The organism is Microcoleus sp. FACHB-672, from assembly GCF_014695725.1.
Lineage (GTDB): Bacteria > Cyanobacteriota > Cyanobacteriia > Cyanobacteriales > Oscillatoriaceae > FACHB-68.
The window spans coordinates 62,631-86,567 of sequence record NZ_JACJOU010000031.1 but is presented as its reverse complement, the minus strand read 5'-3'; the positions used below and the strand labels follow the sequence as shown (position 1 = coordinate 86,567).

General features: G+C 43.9%; 20 protein-coding genes. 9 read left to right on the top strand and 11 right to left on the bottom strand.

The window, feature by feature from the left end; all coding sequences use genetic code 11:
• Positions 1–321 precede the first annotated feature (321 nt).
• From H6F56_RS22310 to H6F56_RS22300, 3 genes are all read left to right on the top strand, one after another.
• Entirely contained in the window at positions 322–4,323 is a 4,002-nt protein-coding gene (locus H6F56_RS22310) for a cadherin-like domain-containing protein (protein ID WP_190673028.1), read from the top strand.
• 761 nt (positions 4,324–5,084) lie between these two features.
• On the top strand, positions 5,085–5,642 hold the full coding sequence (locus tag H6F56_RS22305) for a pentapeptide repeat-containing protein (protein WP_190673025.1): 558 nt from the start codon (positions 5,085–5,087) through the stop codon (positions 5,640–5,642).
• A 243-nt stretch (positions 5,643–5,885) separates the two neighbouring features.
• Positions 5,886–6,497 carry a pentapeptide repeat-containing protein gene (locus H6F56_RS22300; RefSeq protein WP_190673022.1) on the top strand — a complete coding sequence of 204 codons (612 nt, stop codon included), beginning with the start codon at positions 5,886–5,888 and terminating at the stop codon, positions 6,495–6,497.
• A gap of 162 nt (positions 6,498–6,659) precedes the next feature.
• Here the strand turns inward: H6F56_RS22300 and hemH are convergent, their stop codons facing one another.
• Positions 6,660–7,823: a ferrochelatase gene (gene hemH, locus H6F56_RS22295; protein WP_190673018.1), complete on the bottom strand. Its 1,164-nt coding sequence runs from the start codon at positions 7,821–7,823 to the stop codon at positions 6,660–6,662.
• Positions 7,824–7,935: 112 nt separating this feature from the next.
• Between hemH and H6F56_RS22290 the strand changes: the two genes are divergently transcribed.
• A complete protein-coding gene (locus H6F56_RS22290) occupies positions 7,936–8,559 on the top strand; it encodes a class I SAM-dependent methyltransferase (protein ID WP_190673015.1) in 624 nt (207 codons plus the stop codon).
• A 148-nt stretch (positions 8,560–8,707) separates the two neighbouring features.
• Complete coding sequence (locus H6F56_RS22285) at positions 8,708–9,349, top strand: Uma2 family endonuclease (protein WP_190673012.1); 642 nt, start codon at positions 8,708–8,710, stop codon at positions 9,347–9,349.
• A gap of 230 nt (positions 9,350–9,579) precedes the next feature.
• On the opposite strand, the gene H6F56_RS22280 is transcribed toward H6F56_RS22285, so the two are convergent.
• Positions 9,580–9,912, bottom strand: a complete 333-nt coding sequence (locus H6F56_RS22280; RefSeq protein ID WP_190673009.1) for a transposase — start codon at positions 9,910–9,912, stop codon at positions 9,580–9,582.
• Between the two features lie 166 nt (positions 9,913–10,078).
• Here H6F56_RS22280 and H6F56_RS22275 point away from each other — a divergent pair, with 166 nt between their 5' ends.
• Both H6F56_RS22275 and H6F56_RS22270 read left to right on the top strand, forming a co-directional pair.
• Entirely contained in the window at positions 10,079–11,095 is a 1,017-nt protein-coding gene (locus H6F56_RS22275) for a sulfate/molybdate ABC transporter ATP-binding protein (protein WP_190673006.1), read from the top strand.
• A gap of 53 nt (positions 11,096–11,148) precedes the next feature.
• Positions 11,149–11,886, top strand: a complete 738-nt coding sequence (locus H6F56_RS22270; RefSeq protein WP_190673003.1) for a phosphatase PAP2 family protein — start codon at positions 11,149–11,151, stop codon at positions 11,884–11,886.
• Here H6F56_RS22270 and H6F56_RS22265 read toward each other — a convergent pair.
• The 7 genes from H6F56_RS22265 to H6F56_RS22235 form a co-directional block, all read right to left on the bottom strand.
• Positions 11,853–13,703 (bottom strand): ABC transporter ATP-binding protein, encoded by a 1,851-nt coding sequence (locus tag H6F56_RS22265; RefSeq protein ID WP_190673000.1) that lies wholly within the window; start codon positions 13,701–13,703, stop codon positions 11,853–11,855. The two genes, H6F56_RS22270 and H6F56_RS22265, sit on opposite strands and share 34 nt — an antisense overlap.
• 26 nt (positions 13,704–13,729) lie before the next feature.
• Positions 13,730–15,127, bottom strand: a complete 1,398-nt coding sequence (locus H6F56_RS22260) for a sulfotransferase family protein (protein WP_190672997.1) — start codon at positions 15,125–15,127, stop codon at positions 13,730–13,732.
• A gap of 115 nt (positions 15,128–15,242) precedes the next feature.
• Positions 15,243–16,394 carry a glycosyltransferase family 4 protein gene (locus H6F56_RS22255; RefSeq protein WP_190672994.1) on the bottom strand — a complete coding sequence of 384 codons (1,152 nt, stop codon included), beginning with the start codon at positions 16,392–16,394 and terminating at the stop codon, positions 15,243–15,245.
• A 122-nt stretch (positions 16,395–16,516) separates the two neighbouring features.
• The gene (locus H6F56_RS22250) at positions 16,517–16,939 is read right to left on the bottom strand and encodes a YidH family protein (RefSeq protein ID WP_190672991.1); all 423 of its coding nucleotides are present in this window, start codon (positions 16,937–16,939) and stop codon (positions 16,517–16,519) included.
• Between the two features lie 227 nt (positions 16,940–17,166).
• Entirely contained in the window at positions 17,167–17,829 is a 663-nt protein-coding gene (locus H6F56_RS22245) for a hypothetical protein (protein ID WP_190672988.1), read from the bottom strand.
• A gap of 88 nt (positions 17,830–17,917) precedes the next feature.
• The gene (locus tag H6F56_RS22240) at positions 17,918–18,619 is read right to left on the bottom strand and encodes a cadmium resistance transporter (protein WP_190672984.1); all 702 of its coding nucleotides are present in this window, start codon (positions 18,617–18,619) and stop codon (positions 17,918–17,920) included.
• An 86-nt stretch (positions 18,620–18,705) separates the two neighbouring features.
• Positions 18,706–20,160, bottom strand: a complete 1,455-nt coding sequence (locus tag H6F56_RS22235) for an APC family permease (protein ID WP_190672981.1) — start codon at positions 20,158–20,160, stop codon at positions 18,706–18,708.
• 234 nt (positions 20,161–20,394) lie between these two features.
• Here H6F56_RS22235 and H6F56_RS22230 point away from each other — a divergent pair, with 234 nt between their 5' ends.
• Entirely contained in the window at positions 20,395–21,363 is a 969-nt protein-coding gene (locus H6F56_RS22230; RefSeq protein WP_190672978.1) for a LysR substrate-binding domain-containing protein, read from the top strand.
• A 22-nt stretch (positions 21,364–21,385) separates the two neighbouring features.
• On the opposite strand, the gene H6F56_RS22225 is transcribed toward H6F56_RS22230, so the two are convergent.
• Positions 21,386–21,772, bottom strand: a complete 387-nt coding sequence (locus H6F56_RS22225; protein WP_199313183.1) for a hypothetical protein — start codon at positions 21,770–21,772, stop codon at positions 21,386–21,388.
• A 634-nt stretch (positions 21,773–22,406) separates the two neighbouring features.
• Here H6F56_RS22225 and H6F56_RS22220 point away from each other — a divergent pair.
• Entirely contained in the window at positions 22,407–23,216 is an 810-nt protein-coding gene (locus H6F56_RS22220; RefSeq protein WP_190672974.1) for a prohibitin family protein, read from the top strand.
• Positions 23,217–23,255: 39 nt separating this feature from the next.
• Here the strand turns inward: H6F56_RS22220 and H6F56_RS22215 are convergent, their stop codons facing one another.
• Complete coding sequence (locus tag H6F56_RS22215) at positions 23,256–23,915, bottom strand: cadmium resistance transporter (protein ID WP_190672971.1); 660 nt, start codon at positions 23,913–23,915, stop codon at positions 23,256–23,258.
• Positions 23,916–23,937: the final 22 nt, after the last annotated feature.

Sequence of the window (23,937 nt, the reverse complement as noted above, 5' to 3'; positions counted from 1 at the left end):
AATCAGGCGTTCAACACTCCGTCAAAATTCCAGGTCTGTCAAGAATATCCGAAACCCATTCTAGGTAAAGGTTTCGAGGAATGTAATCGCGAACTTGTGAGAAATTAGGGTGAAAGTTATTAGCTCGTAAGATTACTGAAATCAGGATTTCGTCTACCGCTCGTCCCGGCTGTGGTTACAGCCTCTACTAGACCAAGCATTTGCTTTAACCAGTTCCCCGTGAACTAAAAGATTCTTGCTCCCGTTAAGAAGGCGCGGTAATTGACCTTGCCGCTCTAATTTTTGCTGCCGTTCCCTTATTTATCAAGTTGAGATTAACCCATGACTAGCCTAAACGAAGGTATTTTGACCGATTCTCTGCGTCTAGCTCAGCAGCAACTTCAAGGCTTTGCCCAAAGCGAAAACTTCAAGACAGTTTTCGACAGTGTTTTTGGTACGGAATACGATCTCGCTCAAGCGGAAGTAATTCAGCAAGCATGGCAAGCTAATGATTTCTCCCAACTCCCAGAAATTCAAGTATTAGATAGTACCTCCATGTCTGGGATACAAGGAGGCTTCTCAGCAGAGACAGGCAAAATCTATATCAATGCCGATTTTCTGGTAAATGCAACAGCAGATCAGATCGCAGCGGTACTACTAGAAGAAATCGGTCACTCACTAGACAATCAGATCAACACCAGTGACACACCAGGAGATGAAGGGGAACTTTTCTCAGCCTTTGTCACTGGTCAGCCGCTGACTGATACCGCTCTGGAACGCATTCATGCTGAAAATGATCAACGCACAATTACTGTCAATGACGCAAATGTTGATATAGAAAGTGCTAGTGGAAATTACGGGTTTCTGGGAAAGCAAGTTGAGTATCAGTATGTCTTTCCAAGCTTTAACTCTTATTTGGGAGACAATGCCAGATCTACCGTGATTGAGCCTCCAGAGTTTACAGGAATTTATAACTATTTTGTGGTAGATGTTGATGCGAACCAAATAACGGTTACTCTAACTAATAATGTAGGTTGGAATGGGTCCGTAGATTTTAATGGCTTTCGCATTACCGATTTTAGTGGAGTGGTAAGCCCAATCACAGGGGTAACGGACAATAGCTCCAAAGTTACTACAACGTTTGATGCCAATAACATCTATATCAACTGGAAAGGAGCATCCTTCACTGCCGGTGAGACTTTTGTTGTTAACGTCAATTTCGGAGACGAAGCACCGTCTGGTAGCAACAAAACCCTCACAACCAATGAAGACACAACCTATACCTTCGTTGTGCCTGACTTTGGGTTTAGTGACATTGATGGTAATGCGTTCAACCGAGTTCGTCTCACCACAATTCCTACAGCTGGTAGCCTGACCCTCAATAATTTGGCTGTAAGTGCAGGTACCTTTGTGAATGTCAGCGACATTATTGCTGGAAACCTGAAGTTCACGCCCGCTCCTAACTCAAATAGTAACAGCTACATGTCTTTTACCTTCCAGGTAGAAGATAACGGAGGCACAGCAAGTGGAGGAGCCAATCTTGACCCAACACCCAATACCATTACAGTCAATGTTGCCCCGGTTAACGATGCACCTGTTGTGAGTGATGCGATTACTAACCAAACGCCAAGCGAAGACGCACCCTTCAACTTCACAATTCCTGATGGCACTTTTGCTGATGTAGATGCTGACAGCCTAACTTACACAGCTTCGCTAGAAAATGGCAATCCACTACCCAGTTGGCTAAGCTTCAACGCAACCACTAAAACCTTTACTGGAACACCGGAAAATGGTGATGTGGGGACAATCAGCGTTCGCGTTACTGCATTTGATGGACAAGCCTCTGTCAGTGATGTGTTTTCCCTAGTGATCGCCAATACGAACGACGCACCGAGTCTAACTGGTACACCAGCAGCACTGGTTGCAGGTACAGAAGATACGGCTTACACGATTAACGCTGCTGACTTGCTGCAAGGTTTCAGCGATGTGGATGGAGATAGTCTCTCTGTTTCTGACCTAAGTGCCAGCAACGGCAGCTTGGTTAAGAACAACAATGGCACCTACACCTTCACTCCTGCTGCCAACTTCAACGGCACAGTCAACCTTAGCTATAAAGTTGTTGATGGTCAAGGCGGTAGCACACCAGCTACCCAATTCTTCACCCTAGCGGCGGTTAATGATGCGCCCACAGGTGCTGCTACTGTATCTCTGGTTGCTGGCACGGAAGACACGGCTTACACCATCAGCAAAGAACAACTGCTAGCTGGCTTTAGCGATGTCGATGAGAATGCACTGTCTATCACCAACTTAACCACCAGCAACGGCAGCTTTGTGGAGAACGAAGATGGTAGCTTCACCATCACTGGGGCAAACAACTACAACGGTGCAGTGACCCTCAACTACAAAGTCAGTGATGGTTCCCTCTCGGTTGATGCCTCCAACAGCTTCAACCTCGCTGCGGTCAACGATGCACCCACAGGTGCTGCTACAGCATCTCTAGTTGCTGGAAAAGAAGACACGGCTTACACCATCAGCCAAGCACAACTGCTAGCTGGCTTCAGCGATGTCGATGAGAATGCACTGTCTATCACCGACTTTGTCACCACCAACGGCAGCTTTGTGGAGAACAATGATGGTAGCTTCACCATCACTGGGGCAAACAACTACAACGGTGCAGTGACCGTCAACTACAAAGTCACTGATGGTTCCCTCTCAGTCGATGCCTCCAACAGCTTCAACCTAGCTGCGGTCAACGATGCACCCACAGGTGCTGCTACAGCATCTCTAGTTACTGGAACAGAAGACACGGCTTACACCATCAGCCAAGCACAACTGCTAGCTGGCTTCAGCGATGTCGATGAAAATACACTGTCTATCACCAACTTTGCCACCAGCAACGGCAGCTTTGTGGAGAACGAAGATGGTAGCTTCACCATCACTGGGGCAAACAACTACAACGGTGCAGTGACCGTCAACTACAAAGTCACTGATGGTTCCCTCTCGGTTGATGCCTCCAATAGCTTCAATCTAGCGGCGGTTAACGATGCAGCCACTCTGACAGGGACAAAAGCCACCCTCGCTGCTGGCATGGAAGATACCATTTACAACATCAGCCAAACCGACTTACTCACAGGTTTCACTGATGTAGACGGCGATACCCTTTTCGTCTCCAACCTCACTGCCAACAACGACAGCTTGGTGAACAATAACAATGGCACTTGGAGCTTCACCCCAACTGCAAACTACAACGGCAGTGTCAACCTCACCTACAACGTCTCTGATGGTAACGGCGGTAACACAGAAGCTACCCAATCCTTCACCCTGGCTGCGGTTAACGATACTCCCATTGCCAGCAACGACAGCATCACAACTGCCGAAGATGTGCCTTTGGTCATCAGTGCAGCAAGTCTTTTAGGCAACGATGCCGATGTTGATTTAGGCGATAGTCTCAGCATTTCGGCTGCCACGCAACCGAGTAAAGGTGGGTTGGTTAACAATAGCGATGGCACTTACACCTACACCCCCAACGCCAACTACAACGGGACTGATAGCTTCACTTACACCCTCAGCGATCACGCTGGAGCAACCAGCACGGCTACCATTAACCTCACAGTCAATGCTGTCAATGATAATCCAGATGCTGTCTCTGACATTGTGACGGCTCGACAAAGCACACCCAAAACTATCCTGGCGGCTGATCTGCTGGCTAACGATACTGACATTGAAGGTGACACGCTCAGCCTCACCAATGTTAGCAACGCTCAAAATGGTACCGTTGCCCTCGATAGTAGTGGCAATGTCGTCTTCACCGCCAGTGCAAATGCCAGCAGTGCCAGCTTTGAGTATCTGCTCAGCGATGGTAACGGAGGAGGTGACTCTGCAATCGTGACGCTGCTAGTCGGTACAACCCTAAATGGTGGTAATGGCAAAGATCCTGTTAGTGGCACCGTCGGGGATGACATCCTCAATGGTGGTAATGGGGCGGATATCCTACTCGGCTTAGCAGGAGACGATATCTTGTCGGGTGGCAATGGAATCGATAACTTGCAAGGTGGCGAGGGCAAAGATCGGCTGTATGGTGGGCGCGGCAACGATTTACTAGCTGGTGGACTGGGGAGCGACATCTTTGTGCTGATGACCCAAAGTGGCACAGACACCATTCAGGATTTCATTGATGGTGAAGACAAGCTCGGTTTAGCCGGAGGACTCACTTTTGGGCAACTGAGCATTAGTTCTAGCAACGGCAATACCTTGATCAGCAACAATGGTGGTGAGGTGCTGGCAATCCTAGCGAACACCAATTCTAGTCTGATTACTCAAACAGACTTTATCAACGTCATCTAACGCCTCAACCGTGATCGTTTCGGCTTTATCTAGGAGCGATCACGGGCTTCTATCATGTCCGATTAATGACCCATAATTAGACTTGTAGTTGCGCTTTATCGCCCATCGCAACTACAAACTTATCAATATTTTTATTAAGATTATATAACCGGATACGAGAATCCCCTCATCCAGGCACTTGAGCGCAACTTGATTGAGAGTTTATGTGGCAAACTCAAGCAGCATTGTTGAGTTTTTTCTCGCTTTGAGAAATTAACTCGGAATTACTGACGTTGTCTCTGCTTTGCCGGCACCTTGAACTCTGCGCTGAAATGTCCACAGAACCTAAGAATTTGGGTTTTATTCAGGCTCAGCGAGCCGAAATTATCTGAAAATCTGAGGCAGCAGGAATCTTAGTCGTTTAAAACTCCCATCTTGCACCTTTCTCAACAAGTCTAACTCCCTCTCTCTCTCCGGCCAAAAACTTGTCAAATTTATGAGAGGATGGCAGCCAATTGAGAATTCACGCAGAATTAAAAATTGGCTGATTTTTAGCTAAATTTTGAGAATTTTAGTCAGTTTTATAAACAGGGGTTTCTTAATATCACTCAGTGTGAAGTTGCCAGATTTTAAAACTTTATGTTAATTTAAGTATATACACGGAAATGTCAAGCTTAAACAATTTTTGGCTGACTTATAGTAAACGACAAATATGACAAGCCGGCTGTAAACGATTTGCCGGCAGCTTACGCAAAAATACGGGTGATAGAAGGATAGGAAAGATGAAACTCAAACTTTTAGCGGCGACAGCAGTGCTTGCAACGACATTGGGTTTAATGATGCCGGCGGTGGCAGAAAATCCAGTCCAGGTGCAGCAGTTAATAGAAACGAGACGCGGGCCGGGTTCTAATTTAAGTGGTGCGAATCTGAGCGGTGTAGATTTGGCAAATGTTGATCTTAGAGGTGCCAATCTCTCGAATGCAAATCTGGCCGGCGCTAATTTAAGTGGTGCGAATTTAAAAGGTGCCAACTTGAGTGGTGCAAACCTCAGTAAAGCGAATTTAGACACAGCCGATTTATCGGTCGCGAATTTAGTGAATGCTAAATTTGATGAAGCAATTTTAACCAATGCGAACTTGAATGCGGCTAACCTGCAAGGTGCTGATTTAATTAGTGCCAATTTAAGAAATGCTGATTTGTTTAGGGCAAATCTTAATGGAGCTAACTTGAGAGGTGCTGATTTGTTTAAGGCAAATCTTAACGCGGCTAATTTGTATGGCGCGAATCTACTTGGGGTTAAAGGTGCTAATCTCACCAATGGAATTGGGTTGGTGCGCTAGCAGTACACTGTACTCTCACTAAATGTGATAGTGATGGCAACAATAAGCTGAACGTAACAACTGGCGATGAGCCAGTTTTTTTTTGCTTTTTTGATATTTGCCGTTAAAAAAGTTTATAAATTCCAAGGAGTTAAACGGTAGATAATCATGCAACTTAGGTGGAAAAGCTGAATTTATAACGCTGTGGTAGGGTTAGCCTGCCGGCGGGAAGACTAAAGTGCAAGCGTTATAAATGAGGAGAATATGAAATTAAGCTTTTTAATTGCTTTCGTGCTGCCGGCAACACTTTGTTTAGCTGTGCCGGTGAAAGCAGAAAATCCCGCACACGTTCAACAATTACTGAAAACTAAACAATGTCAGGGATGTGATCTTAGTCGTGCTAATCTTCAAGGTGCCGATTTAGCTCAAGCTGATTTGAGCGGTGCAAACTTAAGTCAGGCTAATTTGCGTGAAGCTAATCTGTTTCAAGCCAATTTAACCAATACGAATCTGATTAATATCAATCTTATTAATGCCAATTTATTTGAGGCAAATTTTACTAATAGCAACCTAAGTAATGCTGAGTTAGGAGATGCTAATCTTTGTTATATTAATTTAAATCAAGCTAATTTAAAGGGTGCGAATCTAACGAACGCCAATCTCGGTGTTGCAGATTTGAGTAATGCTAATTTGAGTCATGCTAACCTGAGTGGCGCTAATTTAATGGATGCCAAGCTGAATGGGGTGCTTTTAGAGAAAGCTAACTTAGCGGGTGTAAATCTCAAAGGCGCTAGCTGGGATGAAGACAGCCTGCTGGGTCAAATGGGTCTTAACAGCAATGATGCAATTGGAGCCGGCCAAGCAATTGCTAAATAATCGTCTTTCCCGATGGAATAATAAAAATTCCCCCTGATTGACCTATAAAAAAAGGTTTGAGGGGGAGCAATATAGAGCCTCTTAAAAGAAAAAGGGTTGAACCATTAAAACTGAGCTAAAAGGGTGCATTCAGAGGTTCAATTGCCGGTTAATGTTTAAGCGTTACAGTAACCCAATAAAGTGCAAAGGGCCGTGGCCGGTGATTAACTCCACCATCAATCCCAGGAAGCCCAGCATGGCGAGACGCCCGTTCCACACTTCAGCGGTGGTGGTCATGCCCCACTCCCAGCGTTCTTGAGGATACATCTTCACCTGTTTCTTGGGGTGCATCACAGAAGCCAACTGCAAGCCAGGAGTCTCAAGGGCTTCAATGACTAAATTAGCCAGATCGTCAATAAATACGGGGTGCGTATTGAGCGCCGGCACGCGCTTGAAGTTATGAATACCGGCTTCCTCCGCCAATTCCCGATACTCCATATCAATTTCTTGCAGCGTCTCGATATGTTCTGAGACAAAACTGATCGGCACAACCAGCAAATCCTCAACGCCCTCGGCTGCCAGTTCCTTAATAGCATCCTCTGTATAGGGCTTGAGCCATTCCACCGGACCCACACGACTTTGATAGGCTAAGGTGTGAGGGTTAGGCCGGTTGAGCGTCTGCATAATCAACTCGGTGCAGTGTTGAATCTCTTCTTGGTAGGGATCGCCGGCTTCCTCAACGTAGCTGACAGGAACACCGTGGGCGCTAAAGAAAATGTGAACGTTATCAGGGTTGGGAGACTGGTCTAATTCTTGGGTAATCAGTTGGGCCATTGCTTGCAGATAGCCGGGCCGGTTGTACCAGGAAGGAATTGCTGTATATTCCAGCCGTTCGAGAGATGGATCTTCTAGCCACAGTTTTTCTAGCAGCCGGAACGAGGAACCGCTGGTGCTAATTGAAAATTGAGGATAGAGGGGCAAGATCACCAGCTGTTCAATCTGGTCACGCTTAATTCTGGCAATGGCTTCTTCGGTGAACGGGTGCCAGTAACGCATTCCCACATAGACATGGGCATCTTTCCCCTTTTCTTGCAGGTTCTTTTGCAGGGCTTGGGCTTGCTCGTCTGTAATGCGACGCAGGGGAGAGCCGCCACCAATTTGCTGGTAATTTGCCTGAGATTTCTTAGCTCTCATGGAGGAAATCAGCCATGCCAAGGGTTTCTGCAACCAGGGAAACGGTAGGCGGATAATCTCTGGATCGGAAAATAGGTTAAACAGGAAGGGACGGACATCCTCTATTTGATCTGGCCCTCCCAGATTTAGCAATAAAACCCCTACACGGCCCATAGCAGTTACAGCTTCCCAGTATTTTCATTTTTGTTACCGATTTTAACAATATATCCTTTTTAGCAATAAGAGTGAAGATTAATAGATAGATATTTTTAATAAGGTTAGAGAAATGGCAACAATTTTAAGAGACTGGAGTTATCGATATCAATGGCTATACGATGGGATTTCCCGCATTGCTGCCCTTAGCGTCGGTGGAGAGAGCAGATTTCGCCGGCTGGCTTTGCAAGATTTGTCAATAAATCAAGATACAAAAATACTCGATCTCTGTTGCGGCAGCGGTCAGGCAACGCAATTTTTAGTGAAATACTCCCAATCTGTTACCGGCCTCGATGCTTCCCCTTTATCACTGAGACGAGCTCAGCAAAATGTTCCCCAAGCTGAATATGTAGAAGCATTTGCTGAAAAGATGCCGTTTCCTGACAATTATTTCGAGATTGTGCATACAAGTGTGGCGATGCACGAGATGGAACCCCAACAGCGCCGGCAAATTTTTCAACAAGTATACCGGGTGCTAAAACCGGGCGGCATCTTTACAATGGTGGATTTTCATCGCCCCACAAATCTTTTATTTTGGCCGGGTTTTGCTGTGTTTTTGTGGTTGTTTGAAACAGAAACTTCTTGGCAGCTTATTGAAAGTGATGTGCCGGCTCTGTTATCGGAGATGGGATTTGAAGTGAGCCGGCACGCTTTGTATGCCGGTGGCAGTTTGCAAGTCATTCAAGCAAAAAAATGAATGGAACATGAACATAGCACTATTATCTTTTATGATAGCGCTATCATAAATAGATAAACTCATCAAAGGTTAGCTTCATCTCAAGCTAATTTTTGAAAGTTAAAATTTGATGAAGATTTTGCGAATGCTCACACTATCAAATTAAGCCATGAGCGACTTACAAACTAAAATTAAGAGTGATATTTGGGTGCCGGCTACTTGGGAAGAATACATCCAGATTACCGAAAATCCAGCTTATGAAAAAGCCAAGTGCTACTACCATAATGGACATTTGAGAATTGAAATGACACCACTGGGACATGACCACGGCTGCGATAATACGATTATTACTGTTGCTGTAAATCTATTTTGCACGCTTAAAGGTATGCCGATAAAAGGGATAACTAACACAACTTACCGGCAAATGGGGGTTCAAGAGTGTCAGCCTGATATTTCCTATTACATAGGCAATAATTCCCAAATAATTCCTTGGGGAACATCAATTATTGATTTAGATCGCTATCCGCCTCCTGAATTAGTCATTGAAGTTGCCAACACTTCCCTCGCAGATGATCAGGGGGCAAAACGGCTGCTGTATGAAGATTTACAGGTAAAAGAATACTGGATTGTAGACGTGGCAAATGTACGAATGATTGCCTTTGCGATTGAGAATGGAGGAAGCCGGCGCATTTCTGAGTCTCTGGTGTTGCCAGGGTTAGGAATGCCGATTTTGGAAGAAGCACTGCGACGCTCTCGCACGATAGATCAATCCCAAGTTGGTGCGTGGTTATTACAGCAATTTCAACAGTGAAAAAGCAAGTATTGGCACATCTATTTCTAATAAACTACTTATCAAAATAAAAAATAAATCGAGAAAAAGTATGCCCAGAAAAGCGTACTTAGCAGATTATCTGGGACGTAGGGAACTGAAGGAATAAGTATTTAAAAAGTTATGAATAGAGAGCCGGCCTGAAACTAATACCGGCTCAGGTCTACAGCTTTCGTGGTAGAAAGACCAACAATGCTGTAGACCTCCCTTTTTTAGGTCATCCGTAGGTCTTTGGTAGGGCGAAGTCGAGAATCGAGGATACCTACACTCGCTTGCGGCTTCTTGTCCATCGCCTCTCTTCGTTGGGTGCGTAAACAATCATGCAAACTCTGCCAGGTGCCAAGTTTCTGCCATAGATGCAGCCGTAGACGGTTTGCAGGGGGAACATCTTCGGCAAGTGCCGGCCAGATGTAGCGTTCTCGTTGCACACAGAAGATCGCATCAACGACTTCTCTAGGATGCCCAATGGCAGATTTAGCCGGCACAATCGCTTCAATCAACTGCCACGCGGCATTGTTGAGGCCACTTGAAACGGATTTGTGCATTACCTAAAGTAGAAAAACTGACCGTTTCATCCTGATTCAAACGCCCAGTCAGGTCTCTCGACTCTTGTCGAGATTAAATTTTTTCTCAGTCTACTAAGCGAGAGGGCGCAATCTACGGTAAACTCATGGGTAAACCGTAGTTTATTCTTAGGAGTCTCTCTTAATCGTGGACATCATCATTGATAACGTATCCAAGCATTACGAAAGTTTTAAGGCTGTTGACGAAGTTCAGCTAAAAATTAAAAGTGGTTCTCTAGTGGCGTTACTGGGACCCTCAGGCTCTGGTAAGTCCACTTTGCTGAGGCTGGTTGCTGGCTTAGAAACTCCCGATAGCGGCAGAATTTGGATCGCGGACGAGGAGGCTACTCATAAGAGTGTCCAAGACCGCAAGATCGGCTTTGTATTTCAGCACTACGCTTTGTTCAAACACTTGACCGTTCGTCAGAATATTGCGTTTGGTCTGGAGATCCGCAACGCTCTCAAGGCTAGAACAAACGCAAGAGTGGAAGAGCTGCTGGAGTTAGTACAGTTGAGGGGAATGGGTGATCGCTATCCGTCCCAACTCTCTGGGGGTCAACGGCAACGGGTGGCGCTGGCGCGAGCGCTAGCCGTTGAACCGAAAGTGCTGCTACTTGATGAGCCGTTCGGGGCGTTAGATGCGAAAGTCCGCAAAGATTTACGGGTTTGGTTGCGCCGGCTCCATGCTGAAGTTAACGTCACAACCGTTTTTGTCACCCACGATCAGGAAGAGGCAATGGAAGTTTCTGATGAAATCGTGGTGATGAATAAGGGCAAAGTTGAACAAGTCGGCACGCCGGCTCAAATATATGACCAGCCAGCTACGCCATTTGTGATGAGTTTTATTGGGCCGGTAAATGTTCTGCCCAGTAGTTCGCGCTTTTTCTCTAACGATAAGGTTGATAAAGCCCCTCCAGAAGTTTTTGTGCGCCCTCACGATGTAGTCGTAGCAACCCAGCCAAAAGAGGCCGCTGCTCCTGCAAAGATCAAACGACTGATTAATCTTGGTTGGGAAGTTCAAGCGGAATTAGCTTTAGAGGACGGTCAAGTTGTCAATGCGATTCTCAGCCGAGAACGATTTAATGAGTTAAATTTGGTGCCACAACAACAGGTTTATGTAAAACCGAAATATGCCAAATCTTTTCCACCCTCATACTCAATTTAATCGACCCGCCAGGTCATAATTGCTAACGTAAATACTTTTGTTTCAGTAGAGCGATGACTCAACCAAATTTTCAGCAGCTTCTTCAATCATTCTCCAGCTTCCTCAAGCAGCTATTTATTGCCCGCTGGCGTCCTTTGCTGGCGCTCTTTGTAGGAGTGTGTTTACCTTTGCTGATCTTTGAGGAGCTTGCCGTCGAGATATGGAACAATGAAGGTGCCTTTGCGTGGGATGTATCGATCCTATTAGCAATTCACGAAACTACACACGCGCAATTGGATGCTTTTGCGCTTTTCCTAACTCAATTTGGGGGGTTTCACGGCGTCTTTTTAATTTCGGTTGTACTTTCACTGGTGCTATTGGTTCGACGCCGGTGGCGATCTTTAGCCTATTTGCTAACCACGCTTGGGGGAACCGCCATCATCAACCGCACAGCAAAAGGTTTAATGCATCGCATACGTCCTCATCTGTGGGAGTCATCCTTTCCACCCGCGCATGACTATGCGTTTCCGAGCGGTCATGCAATGTCCAGCATGGCGCTAATAGCAGTTTTAGTCATTCTGACTTGGGGCAGCCGGTGGTGCTGGTTCGTGGGGATATTTGGCAGCTTTTTTGTATTAGGAATTGCTTGGACACGCCTATATTTAGGCGTTCACTTTCCCAGCGATATCTTAGCCGGCTGGCTGGTTTCAGTGGCTTGGGCAGTGGGAGTCAGCCTGCTAATTAAACCCCATTTAACTAAAGCCAACCCACTGAGCGATCAAACCATCAGTGATTCAAGTTTTTCTTCCTGAATCTCTGGTGGGGTTAACCGGCTGTATTTTTGTGGAAACTGGAGCGCGTGTAAATGGGCGTACCGTCCTTCTTTAGAAAGTAATTCTGCATGAGTTCCAGTTTCTACAATGCGGCCTTCTTCCATCACAACAATCAAATCTGCCCGCTGGATAGTTGAAAGCCGGTGAGCAATGACTAAGCTAGTCCGACCTTTAAATAGTTTTTCTAAAGACGCTTGAATGAGAGACTCAGACTCTGTATCTAGAGCAGAAGTTGCTTCATCTAGTACAATAAATTGAGGGTTTTTGAGCAAAACTCTCGCAATTGCTAAACGCTGCTTCTGTCCCCCTGATAAATTCACCCCACGCTCACTAATAAGGGAGTTGTAACCATCAGGAAAGCTTACAATAAAGTCGTGAGCGTTAGCGGCTTTAGCGGCTTCTTCAATCTCTTGGTCTGTAGCATCTAGCTTTCCATAAGCAATGTTGTCGCGCACAGTGCCATAGAGAAGTAAAGTTTCTTGAGAAACAATCCCTATTTGTTCTCGCAGTGACTCTAAACTCACATCTAGCAGATCGTAGTCATCAATCAAGATCCGGCCTTTTTGAGGGTCATAAAAACGAGCTGCTAATTTAGCCACTGTGCTTTTTCCCGCACCCGAAGAACCGACCAAAGCGACTGTCATTCCTGTCTTAATTTCTAGGTTAAAGTTATCGAGAACTGGCTTTTCACGGTTATATGCAAACTCAATATCTTCAAATTTTATACTTCCCTTCAAAGACTTTAAACTAACAGATTCTTCCTTTTCAACCACTTCTGGTTTTGTATCAAATATTTCAAAGATTCTATCTAAGGCAACAACCACTCTTTGCATCAGGTTTATAACTTTGCTAAACCGCCTGATAGGTTGATTCATTTGATTAATATAGGCGAGAAAAGCCGCAAGTTCACCAATTGTCAAGCGCCCAACCATCACTTCCCAAGAACCAAAAACGAGAACAATAACAGTGCTAAGGTTGTTTAAAATGTCAATTAATGGAAAGAAGACTGACCAAAGGCGCGTAGCGCGAATATTGGCATCCCTATAATTGCGGCTTTGCTGCGAAAAACGGTTAATTTCATATTGCTCATTCCCAAAAGACTTAATTATATTAATATTAGAAATAGTATCTTGCAGATGATCATTAACCGCTGCGGCTTGTATTTGAACGTCGAAATAAGCCTCTCGCATAGATTTACCAAAAACTTGAGTCAGATAAATTATCAGAGGCCAAGTAATCAGCAATAGCAAAGTCAGTTGCCAATCAGCGGTAATCAGATAACTGACAATCACCACAAACGTAAAACTATCTGCCAAAATATCCGCAATGTCAGCCGTCACTAAATTGCCAATAGTATTGACATTTTGAGACAGACGGGTCATTAAATCCCCAGTTCGCTGGTTATTGAAGAAGCCAATTGAAAGTTTCTGAAGGTGCTTGTATAAGTCATTTCTAATCTGATCAATCGTTCTCTGTCCAAACAGAGACATCATGTAACTACGAAAGAAGTTAAGAACTCCGATTAAGAAGGAAATGAATAAAATTGCACCGGCTACCCAAGGCAAGTAATTAAATTTTTTTTCTGGAATGACAATATCAATCACATAGCGAGTAATCTGAGGCAGGAGAACCTGAAGCAGAGAAAGACAAACAATCGTTCCTAAACCAATTAGTAATGGGGACTTATTCTGCCAAATGTAGGTGAACAGACGCCGGCACAGTATTTTAACCGATACTCTGTCCGGTAAGTCACCGGGGTCATTCGTGGCAACCTTGAGAATTAAATCTGCTTTCACTAAAAATTTCCGTATTTTACCTATCTTTAATTATATAATTCCTGCTTCATTTTGCCCTTTGCAGAGCTTTTACTCTTAAACGGATTCTCCAAAAGTGGTTGATTTAAAAATGAACTTAACCTTTCCCAGCCTTCTCCAGTCTCTGCGTTAAGTATTAACAAAGATTCCGGGCGGTTCTTAAAGTAGTCAATGACATTTTTACAATGCAGATCGTAAACATAAGAAAAACGCTCTTTATTAAAACCATAAGTGCCGTAGGTTGCAACCCGCACTAATCTTCGGTACTGGGTATTTTTGTCTTGATCGGAGAGTAAATCTTCCCCTGGCTGAATAGTCCACTGATCTTCTAGGGACTTGAGCCAAGATTCTTTATCAGATAATAGAGTTAAAATAAACTTACTGTTTGGAAATAGTCGATCTAACTGAGGGTAAAAAGGTGCAACTGTTATATCAGTTATTGCATCGAAGTCATCTAATATTGAAAAATCATACTTTCCTGTGAGGAGTTCTTTTAATGTTAAATCGTCATCGGGGGAGTGTATCGCACTGAATCCTAGCCTTGTCAATGCTTGTGCTAGATATCTCGTCCCAGTTTGGCTAAGTCCAATTCCAAATATTTTATAGTTTTTTTGATGTATTTTGCTTTTTATTTTGAATGGTATGGATATTTTTTCTAATTCTTTCAAAGTTAAATCAGGCTTTTCTGAAATATTTTTTTTATTTAATTGGTCAATAGCGATATTGGGTAAATCTTCAATAAATTTTGCAATTTCTTTAACAGAGGCATGAGTGTTGAGGTATTTTCTGGCATAGTTAATTGCCAACTTAGCCACTTTAAAATCTAAGTTTTCATCTTGTATTTCCCAATCTTCTTGAATAAAATTTAGTTTTGCTCGCTGATAATCTGTACGACTTCTCAGTTCCCTCAGAGCGTATTTGGCAAAAATATCTCGATAATATTGACAGAAGTCATGAAAAATATTAAATCGTTTGAAATCTTTTTTAAAGTTTAATTGTTTCATTGCTAAATCCCGAATTCTAGATTCAGGTCTTAGCACATATTTGGGGTCATCCTTTGGCTCTTTGATATTTTGCATTGCTTTGACAACATCTATTCTCGCAATGTGGACGCCGCAATGAATATAACCTCTGAATTTATCCAAAACGTAACAGTCTATATAAGGAGCATTATTTTTCTGAAGAAAAGGCGTTAAATCCTCCACAATTAAACAGTCAGCATCCATGAAGACGACAAAATCACAATGATAGTCAATCTTCAGCATTTGTTGAACAGCTAGGGAAAAGGGTTTAACCTGATCAATAATATGAACTTGATCCGGTTGGATATTTTGGATGGCTAAGTCTAAAGCAATATTAGATGTTCTTTCTCCAATGGTTCTAAAAACCAAAGATATTTTTTTCATGAGTTAAGCTTCTTCTTTCAACCTTTTACATTAGTATTTTTATACCTAAAGTCGGCCTTAACCTGAATTCTTTATATTTCTCGATTACTAAATAGGGAAATATAGAAAATTACCTTTAAACAGGATGGAGTTCAGCTTGAGCAACCGGCTGACTTTTTAAAGCTTTTAACATGGCTTCATACTGATAAGTAACTTCAAGAGGTTGGGGCAGTTGTAGCGGTGGCAAAGGTTCTGGTTTTGAGCGTAAATAGTTGGCTAAATCTAAAATTGCCTGACTCGCTGCCTGAGTATTTCCAATCGGAATCAGACGGCCTAAAGGCCATTGAGTTGACCATTCAGTAAGAACCTCGCGGGAACCGGCATTATCGTAGGCAACAACTCCCTTACCGGCTGCAATCGCTTCTTGAAGAATGCGAGGCCGGCCTTCATTTTCTGAACACAACAATACGGTTTCTACACGATTGAGACAAGAAAGCACTTCCTGCCGGTCAACACGACCTTTAACAAGAATATGTTTTTCTAAGCCGTAGTGATTGATTAGATTTAACATTGCTTTCATGTCCGATCCATCCCCACAAATAGTCAGGTGGACATCAACTTGCCGCTCCACCAAAATTCGTATAATTTCAATGGCATCTAAAGGTCTTTTTCTCGGCTTAATTTGAGCCGCCATCAATAAATGAATTGGCTCACCGGCTGCCGGTATTTTGATATCAGCCTGGTTAAATGAAGGCAATACAATTGGGTTAGGGAGAAAAAAAGTATTGTTGGCTTCAACTACACGATTTATAGATTTAGCGAGATGGCGAGCGATACAAACGATGAGATCGCAACCTCGGTAGAGTTTGATCAGTTGTTCTCTTAGCTTTTCTTCTATCGGATCGCCGCCAACCAGACGGTTGATATATGCTCCCCGACAGATGAGAATAACCGGCTTATCATAATGAACAAGACGGAGAGCCGGCAGATGCCAAAGAAATGACTCACGACCTAGGATTACATAATCGAAAGGGCCGTGCTTTAGATAAGCAGCTTGAGCGTAATTATCGATATCTGATTGAGCCTGTAAACTAATGCCAATATCCGCAGGAAAATCAGCGGGAAACCAGTTTAATCCCTGGTATTCGGCTCTAGATGCTGCCGATTTATAAGGCGATAAATGAAGAACTTCATGGCCAAGGCAGCGCAATCCACTCGCAAGTTCTTGGCTCGAGTAGGCTGAACCACCCCCTTCTGGTGGGTGAACGCTTAGCAGCAGAATTTTCATAATGTAAAAGTTTGTTGATTTAAAAGTAGCTTCAGCTTGCTTGAAGCAATCCTTAGGTCAACTCATTTGCAACCCATTACTACTTTTTGATTGAAGTGATATTGACGCGCCCTTTACCGTAATTACTCAGGCACCATAAAACTCATTGGGCTGAGGGGTGCTGTAAAAACATAATAAATTACGCCGGCTCCTAGAAGCGTCACAGCAAGGCTAAACAGGATGACCCAGCGATCTGTTGGTTGATAGGTATCCTGCTCAATGTGCTGGCAAACGGAAAAGTAGTGATGGGTGGACAGTAATACAGTTACCAAGCCAACCAGAGAAAAGAGTAAACCTAGCTTCCAACCATTCCCAGGGTGAGGCAAAATAGGTGGATGAAAGGTGCGAAGGCGGACAATAACAACACCAAAGCCCATCAGAGAAATCGCAGTACGCATCCATGCCAGGTAGGTGCGCTCATTCGCTAAATGAGCCTGCACACGCGACGGATTCTTTTGCTGGGGCTTCTGTATCTCGGTTTCTACGGATTTGACCATTAATTGCATCGATAACACCCTTTAGTCTCAGTATAGATGTTTTAATAAAGCAAGCCTTAGAATCTTAAAATTCTTTTCAATTAGAACTTCCTCTTTAGTTCCGGGCGTCTTTGTCTTCTGGGGAAGGCTACCAGCCAAAATCAAAGATCGTTTTAGAGCCGAGCCGGCGTTTTCTATGATTTTGACGGCAACCCTGTTTAGAAAGACATTTTCACGGGTCAATAACTCGGTGAAGTTCAAGACTTATTGGTAGGTGCGTCTGGAACTCGCGTGTCTATCAGCGCTTGGGACACATTTGGAATAAACCAGTTAACCTCATCGGCTTTCACGACTTTAGCAGTGGGAAGATTAAATTCGATAGCGGCAGTATCGGGATTCGTCTTAACTATTAACTGAGTGCCGTTAGCAATTTTGATAGCAGCCGGCACTTCCAATGTTTGCTCCTGCTGATTAGCGCTCAAATCAACAGCTTGGGCATCATTGGCTAAATAAACTCCGTCACAGTCCCAGTTATTTTTAGTCGTCTGCCCATCTGCTAATAAATACAGGGTAGAGCTGTAGGCGTTCTGGTAATCGTCATCATCATCCAAGTCCAGTTTTGGCCCGTAAACAGCTAGGGTTTTCCCGGTTTCATTGCGGCACTGTCCCCAAGTACGTCCAGTTTCTAGAGCGTATTTTTGAAACTCTAATTCATCGATCTTTTTCTGAGTTTCTTCAGGAAAAGCAGTTTCTAATTGAGCTTGAGAGTTCTTCGCCTCATTAAGAGTCTCAAGGGCTTTGGTAATCTCTATATACTCAGGGTTTTTGATAAATTTCGGCTTGTCTGCAAACGAGGGCTGAGCGAACACTAGATTCGCAAGAATTACTAAAGCGATGACAAGAGATTTGAAGAGCTTCATAAATTTTCTCTTTTCCCAGATGGCAAAATTTTTAAATGGGCAAATTGCTCCCAAGAGCAAGCTGATGAGGGTTCTGTTTTCACCGGCTTTAATTTTTTTCCATTTCCGGTGAAACCTCATTATTTCTGCCCACAGTTACTATCCAAATGTAACTAGCAGCGAGAGCGAGTAAAGTTAAAATAAGACTTTCTTTGACGATGAAAACGCCTAATCCAATCAAGACACAAGGAACCAAACTACTACCGTAACCTGTTAAGAGCTGAGTGATTGCCGGCAGCGTTGTTAATTTATAAGCAGCATAACACCACGCTCCAACCATTGTTAAAAATACGCCCAAAATTATCAAAAGGCTTTCCCATTCACTACTCGCAAATAGTGGAACGTAAACGCCAATATTGTCACTGCCATTTGCAATTGTAATCGCAGCTACACTGTAAGTCTGAGGAGAAAGAAATCCGGCAAGTGAAGAGGGTTTAGATTGCTCAATTTCTATTTCAGCTTCTTTTGAATCTTCTTCATCGGATGCAAGCAAGCTGCTGATACCAATTGCAATCGGCACTAAGCCAAGAAGTTTAATCCAAGCGTGCGGGACAATAAAGCTACCAAAAAAACCGGGAAGACTCGCCGCCAGCAGTGCGCTGAAGCCTAAATATTGACCGATTACAATGTGCCGCCGGCGAAACGTCGCATTCACTTGGGCGAAAAACAGCGTCAAAATAAGAATGTCATCAATATTGGTCGCCGTAAAGGCTGCTAAACCTGTGGGAATTGCAGTGATTAACTCGCTCATTTTTGCCTGCCCTGATTTTCAAAATCAAATGTGTACGCGTTTCGGTTATGGGTTTTCCCGGCTTAAAAAGCCGGGAAGCAACTTTGTTAAAATTTTTCTGGGTCGTTAAATCTGACGTGAATCGCATCAATCGCTTCTTCCATCTCTTCAACCATTTCCGGAGAGCGCAATCTTTGCATAATAAACCACCCACAACCGGCAAGTAAGTACATCAGGAACAGAAACGGAAACACGTTGTAAGGGTACTCTGGCACTGGAAAAAGCTCGCTACCAGGGATTCCCACCGTCCCCAAAACGGGAATCATCATAAATCCAACCCCTAACAGTGAGAACACCACATCTAGGGGGCGCAGTTTTCCTAGCCGGTAGAGATAAACAGGTGCAGCGATGGAAATCAGAATGTACACGAGCAAAAATCCGTAGGTGCAAATTGTCCCCAGATAGCCCATACTTTGAAACAGCTTGAGGCCGAACAGAGACATCGTTGCCGGCACCAGAAATGTAATGAGCGATGACATTGTGATCGCGACGTAAGGCGTTTTATTTGACTTATGCGCTTCACCCAAAGAAGTGTGAAACAAACCGTGACGCGCCATCATAAAGAAAACTCTGGCAGCCGGATTAATACTGCCGAGAACGCAAGCGAAGAACGACAGCAGTGCGCTGAGGGCAATTAACTCTCCTAAAAGACCGACTCCCGCTTCATTTGCTAAAAAAGTTAGCGGTTCTTCGCTGTTAGCCAGAGACGCGGAACTGCCGCTAAATCCCAGCACTTCCACATAAGCCATCATGATGAAAAACAGACCCGTCAGAATCGTGCTGGACATCACAGCTTTAGGAATCGTTGAAAGCGGTTTTTTCGCTTCATCTCCTAATGAAGTGGCGCTTTCAAACCCAGAAAAACCAAATACAACTAACACAAGTCCCATCGCCACTCCACCTGGAGTCGCGCCTTGTAAACTCAGTTGAGCAGGATCGAGGGCGAACCCTTTATGCGCCCAAACAATCATGCCTAACACCAAGATTAAGCCGGCAGAAACGCCCTCGATGATCAGCATGGTTGTGGCAGATAGCTGGATATCTTTACAAGCCATATACCAAGAGAGTCCAGCGCCAATTGCCAACAGCGTGATGCTGGAGATATGGATTCCCAAATGACCCATCAACACTTCGCCAAAGTTAGCAAAACCGCACAAAACGGCCATCCCTGTAAATAGATAAGCCAGAACTAAACCCCAGCCGCAAAGGACGCCGGCAGTGGGTCCCAAACCTTTGGCGATGTAGGAGTACAGCGAACCAGGAGAAGCAGAACGGCTGGCAAATTGGTTAATGTTGACACTGACAAAGACTAGACCCATCATTCCCAGCAGGAAACTCAACCAAGTCCCGTTTCCTGACATGGCGAAGATTAAACCTAAATTCGCAGCCGGTGTTGTGGTGGGTGCGATGACGGCAAATGATTGTGCGAGGACTTCCTTGTAAGGCAGACATTGTGACCTTAAGCCATGAGCACTCTGATTTAATCGGATTTCACTGGTCATAAAGAATTTTCTTAACGTACAGGTTTATCTTCAGTGCCGTTGGCAAAGTGTTACGAGGTGAGACACTTGCTTGTGCACTCGAATTGAACTTGTCGGTACTACCTCAGCTCAAGCCTTTTAAAAAGGCTTGACTTTACTGTACGCAAACAAAAGCATAGAATCAAATGTTCTTTTTTGTTGGTAGGATAAATAAAAATGATTAAATATTGAATCAAGGTTTTAGGAGTCTCTCAGATGGCCGGCATGACGCTAGACCAGTTGCGAATTTTTCTAGCTGTAGTGGAACACCTGCACTTTACCCGTGCTGCGGAGGCGCTTTACATCACCCAGCCGGCTGTCAGCGCGGCGATTCAAAATTTAGAGCAGGAATACGGCGTGAAATTGTTTCACCGAATTGGTCGCCACATAGAGATCGCTGAGGCTGGGCAATTGTTACATCTGGAAGCGCAGAAAATTCTTGACCAAGTCGCTTTAGCCGAGCGGGGGTTAAAAGAATTGAACGATCTGCAACGGGGAGAGTTGAAATTGGGTTCAAGTCTCACCATTGGTAACTATTGGTTACCCGAAAAAATTAGCCAATTTAAGCGTCGGTATCCCGGCATTTTTGTTAACTGCACTCTCGCCAATACAGAAGCAATTTGTGAGGGAACGGCGACAGGATTGTTTGATTTGGGTTTGGTAGAAGGAGAGGTAAAATCTTCCCTTAAGATTAGTCTAGAAGAAGAAGTTGTCGCCAGAGATAAATTAGTAATTGTTGTTGGTAAATCTCATCCTTGGTTTGAACGTACGGAAATCCTTGTAACAGAATTGGTTACAGTAGATTGGGTAATGCGCGAGCCTGGATCGGGAACACAGCAAAGATTTGAGGAAGTCTTACACAATTGGGGAATCGAGCCAAGGGAACTCAATACAATTATAATTTTGAACAGCGGAGAGATGGTCAAGGCGGTTATTGAACGCGGTGTTGGTGCTGCTGCAATTTCTGAATTAATGGTCACAAAGGAATTACAGCTTGCGACTCTCCGAGCGATGCGAGTCATCGATAACAGAAATGGCTCTCATCTGAAAGCAGAAATAGTCCGGCCCTTTCTAAAATTGAAGCACCGGCAGCGCTTTCAAACTCGCCTTTCAAAAGCTTTTGAACAGTTGTTAATATTGCCTTTTCTCGATAATTCCAGCTCAGATGAAGGAGCGTCTACTTAAGCGTCGCTCCGACTCATGGTGACTAAAATGGCATTGAATCATTCTTGTTAATAAAGGAAAATAGGACAGGAGCGTCAAGAATCTTTAACTGAATCAATGCCAAAATTGCCAGAGTATAAATCGTTGAAGACACCAAACCCGTCAGTAAATCTTTTTTTAAATTCCGCTCTTCAGGTTGCTTTTGAAGAATATCTACAGTCCCAAACTGCATCAAAAGAATCCCCAGAATATTAGAAATCCAGTACCCGAGAATCGAGCAGGGTAGTAATAAATTTGGAGAGAACCAACTACACACATATCCAAAAAAATAGGCAATTGGCAAATTGAAAAAAATATCGTTCCACCAGCATAGGGGGGACAGCAAATATCCAATCACCAGAAAAAATCCACCTCGTATTTTTTTTAACATATCTCCTATTTTCCAGCGTGTGAGCGTTTAGGCTCATTGACAGTTGATGTTGATTGAAACTTACAGCGTTGACTCGAAAGCTACTTTTCAAGGAAAAAATAGCAGCAACCCGTGGTGTCGGCGCACCCACTAACTTTCGCAATCTTCTAACAAGTTGAACGACTCCTTGAGATTTTTTGACTGGCTTTGTTTCTGAAAACCTGTTTTACCAATGGAAAACAGGGCAGAATCGCCAATTGAATCCCGCTTAAGCAGCCTGCTACAACTGCTCAGGGATCGCTTGTCTTTTAGGCGTAAGTTTTCGGCACTTTTTTTAAAGTACACTATTTTGGTAGGATTATCGTACTTTAACCAAAAATTCCTGTAAAAGTCTAGCCGGCTGTTGAGATCGCTTATGCCTAAAGCTTCTGGATCGATTCGCTTGCACGCTTGCTTCAACGAACTTTTAGCAGCTCTGTTTTGAGGTTATGCACACCTAGGCAAATAGAATGGTAGGCTAGATTCTCGCTCTAATCTGGCATACTCACCTTATGCACCGCGATCCCTCTGCTGACAACGTAGCGAGTTGCCGGCGGGAGGTGGCGTTTCCTAGGTTTTGCAGCCTCAATTGTATTGAAAAGCTTTAACCGCAGGTATGACAAAAAAGAAAACTCTATATAATCCCGGCACACTGGCTTTACTTTTATTTCTGTTCGTTATTCTTTTCAACCCTTTTGTAATCGTCAATGCTGGAGAAAGAGGGGTGCTGATGCAGTTTGGTAAAGTGGAAGAAACAATCCTCGGAGAAGGAATTCACGCAGTTATTCCGCTTGTTAATACTGTCAAGAAGTTGAGCGTTCGAGTGCAGAAGCAGGAAAGTTCGGCTGAAGCTTCCTCCAAGGATCTTCAAGAGGTTTTCACTGATGTAGCGCTGAATTGGCATATTTTCCCAGAGGAAGCTAATGCTGTTTTTCAACAAGTTGGAGACGAGAACGCTATCGTCGAGCGAATTATTAACCCAGCCGTTGAAGAAGTGCTTAAGGCAGTCATGGCAAAATACACGGCTGAAGAAATTATTACCAAGCGAGGTGAAGTAAAAGCTGGGGTAGATAATTCTTTAACTGAGCGCCTAATCGGCTATCACATTAGAGTTGATGATATCTCTTTAGTACACGTCCACTTTTCTCAGCGATTTAGCGATGCGGTAGAAGCCAAGCAAATTGCCGAACAGGAGGCTAAAAAGACGGGATTTGTCGTGATGAAAGCATTAAAAGACGCAGAGATTAAGGTAAATTTAGCTAGAGGAGAGGCAGAAGCGCAAAGTTTGCTGCGCGAGACTTTGACTTCAGAACTCCTGCTTAAGCAAGCAATCGACAAATGGAATGGTGAGCCACCCCTGATTATTGGCGAAGGTGGGACAAAATTGCTCAACTTAAGTAATTTTGCCAAAAACAAGGAAAATTGAGAGAATTTGTCCAGTTAACTAGAGAATTGTCATAGAGATTTATTGAAACAGTGGGATTAGCCGGTAACTACCGCTTTCAATCAAGATAAAAATACCCAAGCCAATCAGCACAAAGGGCGAAATAGCATGGCCGTAACGCATTAAAATTTTGGCAACAGCCGGCTGGCGAGTTAACAAGTAAGCAACAGCGCACCAAACTCCAATGAGAATATAAAAAACGCAGAGAATGACTCCTAAACTAACCAGATTATTACTGGCAAATAACGGAATATAAATACTGATATTATCTCCTCCATTCGCCACCGTAACCGCAGCAACATTGACAACTTGCCTGCTTATAAGCTTAGTAAGTGCAGCTACTATCGGGTTGCGATTTGGAACTTGGTTCAACTCATCGGAAACCGCTTGCACTTCCAAAGATTCATTTTCCCGGCTCAGTAACTGTTTAATACCGATAATAATAGGAAGTAATCCCAATAACCCAGTCCACATTTTAGGGATAACTAATCCCCCCAAAATACCGGGCAAAGTGGCAATAATAAGTGCGGTGAAACCTAGATACTGACCGATAATGATATGTCGGGGACGGAACTTCTCGTTCACTTGAGAAAAAAACAACATCAAAATAATGATGTCATCTATGTTGGTAGCAACAAAACTTGTTACTCCGGCGGCGAGGGCTGTGAAAAACCAATTCATTGATTAAAAGATGGAGAGAAAT

Bases quoted from the DNA above. Each gene is read 5' to 3' on its own strand.
- H6F56_RS22310 (WP_190673028.1), top strand. From the start codon at position 322: ATGACTAGCCTAAACGAAGGTATTTTGACCGATTCTCTGCGTCTAGCT.
- H6F56_RS22305 (WP_190673025.1), top strand. From the start codon at position 5,085: ATGAAACTCAAACTTTTAGCGGCGACAGCAGTGCTTGCAACGACATTG.
- H6F56_RS22300 (WP_190673022.1), top strand. From the start codon at position 5,886: ATGAAATTAAGCTTTTTAATTGCTTTCGTGCTGCCGGCAACACTTTGT.
- hemH (WP_190673018.1), bottom strand. From the start codon at position 7,823: ATGGGCCGTGTAGGGGTTTTATTGCTAAATCTGGGAGGGCCAGATCAA.
- H6F56_RS22290 (WP_190673015.1), top strand. From the start codon at position 7,936: ATGGCAACAATTTTAAGAGACTGGAGTTATCGATATCAATGGCTATAC.
- H6F56_RS22285 (WP_190673012.1), top strand. From the start codon at position 8,708: ATGAGCGACTTACAAACTAAAATTAAGAGTGATATTTGGGTGCCGGCT.
- H6F56_RS22280 (WP_190673009.1), bottom strand. From the start codon at position 9,912: ATGCACAAATCCGTTTCAAGTGGCCTCAACAATGCCGCGTGGCAGTTG.
- H6F56_RS22270 (WP_190673003.1), top strand. From the start codon at position 11,149: ATGACTCAACCAAATTTTCAGCAGCTTCTTCAATCATTCTCCAGCTTC.
- H6F56_RS22260 (WP_190672997.1), bottom strand. From the start codon at position 15,127: ATGAAAAAAATATCTTTGGTTTTTAGAACCATTGGAGAAAGAACATCT.
- H6F56_RS22255 (WP_190672994.1), bottom strand. From the start codon at position 16,394: ATGAAAATTCTGCTGCTAAGCGTTCACCCACCAGAAGGGGGTGGTTCA.
- H6F56_RS22250 (WP_190672991.1), bottom strand. From the start codon at position 16,939: ATGCAATTAATGGTCAAATCCGTAGAAACCGAGATACAGAAGCCCCAG.
- H6F56_RS22245 (WP_190672988.1), bottom strand. From the start codon at position 17,829: ATGAAGCTCTTCAAATCTCTTGTCATCGCTTTAGTAATTCTTGCGAAT.
- H6F56_RS22240 (WP_190672984.1), bottom strand. From the start codon at position 18,619: ATGAGCGAGTTAATCACTGCAATTCCCACAGGTTTAGCAGCCTTTACG.
- H6F56_RS22235 (WP_190672981.1), bottom strand. From the start codon at position 20,160: ATGACCAGTGAAATCCGATTAAATCAGAGTGCTCATGGCTTAAGGTCA.
- H6F56_RS22230 (WP_190672978.1), top strand. From the start codon at position 20,395: ATGGCCGGCATGACGCTAGACCAGTTGCGAATTTTTCTAGCTGTAGTG.
- H6F56_RS22225 (WP_199313183.1), bottom strand. From the start codon at position 21,772: ATGTTAAAAAAAATACGAGGTGGATTTTTTCTGGTGATTGGATATTTG.
- H6F56_RS22220 (WP_190672974.1), top strand. From the start codon at position 22,407: ATGACAAAAAAGAAAACTCTATATAATCCCGGCACACTGGCTTTACTT.
- H6F56_RS22215 (WP_190672971.1), bottom strand. From the start codon at position 23,915: ATGAATTGGTTTTTCACAGCCCTCGCCGCCGGAGTAACAAGTTTTGTT.